The organism is uncultured Gimesia sp., from assembly GCF_937919775.1.
Lineage (GTDB): Bacteria > Planctomycetota > Planctomycetia > Planctomycetales > Planctomycetaceae > Gimesia.
In genome coordinates, this window is the sequence record NZ_CALFPF010000506.1 from 1 (window position 1) to 3,723 (window position 3,723).

General features: G+C 51.4%; 4 protein-coding genes. All 4 read right to left on the reverse strand.

Annotated elements, in window-relative coordinates; all coding sequences use genetic code 11:
• On the reverse strand, positions 1–359 hold a 359-nt coding region (locus Q0294_RS14415), incomplete at its 3' end, for a DUF1552 domain-containing protein (RefSeq protein WP_366917978.1).
• Between the two features lie 671 nt (positions 360–1,030).
• Positions 1,031–1,270, reverse strand: coding sequence for a hypothetical protein (locus Q0294_RS14420; protein WP_299466750.1), 240 nt, complete (start codon positions 1,268–1,270; stop codon positions 1,031–1,033).
• The gene (locus Q0294_RS14425) at positions 1,267–1,806 is read right to left on the reverse strand and encodes a carbohydrate porin (RefSeq protein WP_299466752.1); all 540 of its coding nucleotides are present in this window, start codon (positions 1,804–1,806) and stop codon (positions 1,267–1,269) included. Before Q0294_RS14425 ends, Q0294_RS14420 begins: the two co-directional genes overlap by 4 nt.
• A gap of 418 nt (positions 1,807–2,224) precedes the next feature.
• Positions 2,225–3,723, reverse strand: a 1,499-nt coding sequence (locus tag Q0294_RS14430; protein WP_299466755.1) for an efflux RND transporter permease subunit, incomplete at its 5' end; no start/stop codon positions are given.

Below are 3,723 nucleotides of genomic sequence, written 5' to 3' on the forward strand. Positions count from 1 at the left end.
TTGGACTCGTGATGGAGCAAACCCGACAGAAACGTATGCACGGCAAAGTGACCACCGCGAAGTCCATGATCGAGTCCGCGATAGACCGTGAGCTGATTACGATTCTCTGCGAGAGGTTTGAGCAGCGTCGTCTCTTCAAACGCTTTGCCTGTTTTCTCAGGGAAAAAATGCTTCTGTTGAAAACCGAGTAAGTTACCGACGGCGACAAACCTTTGAGCCCCCGCACCTGCCCCGCGAGACTCGGTTATTGCTGAATTCCCAGCAAGCGAGCCAGTCATCAGAGATGGCAGTCCAGGTAAAGCAAGAGATCCGGCAACGGATCGAATAATGAATCGGCGGCGATTGATTGTCTTGTTCATGCTAGCAGTCAGTTCAATAACAAAAGGAACTTAGAATTCTCTTAAAAGTCTCGGCGTTCGAAAATCGCTTCAGTAAGCAGCTTATAGTATTTTCAATACGCACAGAACTTAATCAAGAGCCAGGACCTGACTCCATAATGTTATCCGAAACGGGGACGCAACACCATGGATATTTGCAATGCAATCTGTCATCACAATTCAGTCATTTTCGCCTGAGTTCTCACCCCCACGCGTAGTGATATACCGTTGATCTCTTGCCATGGGTGAACTGATTTACAAAAATCAGGCCATGACCATAAGCACTCGCAGGCAACGCATCCATGACCATCGACTGAAAGACCTCGTTCGATCAGCAGATAATATTGATGTTGCGATTCAATGTGGCGTTCCTCGATTTAAGGCCCGAGACTGGCTGACGAAACCGACGAAGCGATGCCGGAGATTTTGGAGCTGGATGCGAGACAATGGCCCCACACAATAACCACGCTCGAAGTCAGGAGGGCAAGAGAAGCGATTCTGGGCGGCCCAGCGGGTTGTAATTTACACAGACAATACAGAATAACGGACCAGAGTGATCCAGTGGATAACGTGACAGCAACTGCCGTCAGAGTAAGAAGCGCTTTCAAAGAGTTCCTAGATTCGATCCAGTCTGAGAACAGGTGATTGTTCTGTTATCTTGACTCGATGGTCACTTTGCTGATTTCGCCAGTGAATTTGAACGGGGGCTTATAGTCGGTTGTGACCGGTTGACCGCTGTCTTCTCCGATGCCGAAGGTGTCAATGCCGAAACGTCCTGGGACGGTGGCTTTCATTTTTCCATTGCCCACGGTCTGGCCATTCACTTTGAGTGTGATCGCGGCTCCCTTACCGACTTCTCCCTCAGATCCCTGGTAGTCGAAATCCACACTCACGGTCGACTTACCATCGGGCTGTTGCCTCCCACCCCGAAGCTGAGAAACCACTCAATCGGGTTAGTGTCTGCATCAGCAATGCCGGCACGACCAAAGACACCCCAGCCTCGCGCCGGATCCAAGGGATCAACAAACAGATATTGATCGAAGTTCCAGTAGAGTGACCAGGAATCGGTTTTACGGCTGATGGGAATATCAGGCAGTACGATAAATGGGTCTTGCTCAAGAGCCGCATAATCACGGCTGCTCCAGCTGGCTCCGAACAGAAAATGCCCGGAGCGACCAAAGAGATTTGTGGGAAGTCGCAGTTCAGGAATGACAGAAGCACCGTTGGCAAACAGTTCATCAAAGCCACTGGTCCGGGAAGTATCGGTGGAGTTGATCACCGTGAAGGTAAAGAGCGGCTCACCTTCCCGCATAATGAGGAAGCCGGCTCCCAGCGAAGAGTAAACGATGGTACGCAGACCGATGGGCGTGGCAACGAAAGCGGCATTCGAGAATTGTGTTTTACCACGACCGTGTGCAAAGGCATTCATATCTCCATCAAGCGTATCCAGTTTACCGGCGAAGACGCCGAACGATTCTCGGACACATCGTTCGCTCGGTTTGACGCAACGGTCGATTCACCGAAGCGAGTTCAGATCGACCTTCAAGCTGCCAAAGTTGATGCAACCGAAGTGAGTTTGAAAGACGGCGAATTGCAGTCGGTGTGGTAGGGTATGATCCCTTTCAAATCTAGGTCGTTCGTATTCCACAGTCGCCTGCGAAACCCCTCTTGTTTCCAGCCAACATGTGGCGTGAGTATATTAGAGCGCGTCCCATTTAACCATCGCGTCTTTCGTTCTACTTTACTCGGCCCGAATGGCCCTGGAGACGCTACAGTAAACCTGGACACTACCCAGCCTGCTTCTTGCTGACATACTCATCATTGCTTAGTTCGCTGACGCCACCTTGTCAGGATTTCACCATTTGATGATCAACGCTCTGGATTGGGGACTCGATTTCCTGTGAGAGGAACAGAGAATAATTTGCGATTTTCAGATAATAGGAATACAGCACAGGCACAAGAAACAGAACCAGAATGGTGGCAAAGATTTCTCCAAAAGCGACACTGGTGGCCATTGGAATCAGCATTTGCGCCTGAAAGGATTTCTCCAGCAGAATGGGAGTCAGGCCGCCGACGGTGGTTAATGTTGTCAGCAGCACCGGACGAAACCGGCGCTGACCGGCTTGCAGTAAGGCATCGCTATCACTCACACCGGATGTTCGCAGATGATTGATGAAATCAACAAGCACAATGGAATCATTGATCACGATACCAGATAAGGCAACCAGGCCAAAAATACTGAAAATTGTCAGCGGCAAACCAAGTAACGCATGCCCTACGATGGCACCTACCAGACCGAAAGGGATGATGATCAGAATGATTAACGGTTGGATGTACGACTTGAATTCAAATGCGAGTAAAACAAACATGGCCAGCAAGGCGACTCCAAACCCTGCAAACATGCTCTGGAATGACTGGGATTCCTGCTCCTGCTGTCCCCCCCAGCGAACACGAACACCTGGATAATCTGCCAGTACCTGGGGAAGAAAGCTTTCTTTCAGGTCAGTAACGACTTCACGTGCGTTGCCAGACGATTCCTCTACATCTGCGGTAATGGTAATGCAGCGCTGCTGATCGATTCTGTTAATCTTCGAATAGCCGCGCACAACCTCGATCTGTGCAAGTTCACTCAAAGGCCTCTCACTACCATCGTCGGTGCGGATACGCAAATCTCTAAATTCGGCAATCGACTGGCGATCCTCGCGTGGATACCGAACCATCAACCGCACTTCATGACGGCCTCGCTGCAGTCGCATGACTTCCTGACCGTAATAGGTGGCACGCACGGTTTCAGCCAGGTCGGCAGCGCTGACTCCAGTAGCCAGCGCCCTCTCTTTCATACGAATCCGGAATTCCCATTTTCCTGGAGAGGAATCATCGGCGATGTCAAATACTCCTGGGTATTCCGCCAGTTTTGCTTTGCAGCGCTCAATCGCCTCCGTCAGATGAGGAATGCCGTCCCGGTTGGCAGTGAGTCTGAATTCGATCGGAGAACCACCCGGGCCGGAAAAACTGGCACCGAATGTGAGTGCTTCGACTCCCGGGATATCGCCCACCTCTTCCCGCCATGCCGCTGAGATTTGATCACTGCGATACGATCGCAGAGCAGGATCGACCAGTTCCACTTCCACACCACCGAGATGGCTGCTGTCGGTATTCGAAGTCGAGGATCGCCCCGGACCTGCATTACCCGTCTGGGTTCCCACTGTAATATAGGCCATCCGCGCGATCTCTCCCGCTTCAGACTTAAGCCGCTCCGCCACACGCCAGAATCCCGCTTCCACTTTTCGCACTGCACTCACCGTAATATCTTCCGGTGTGCCATCGGGAACAGTCACCGATGCCT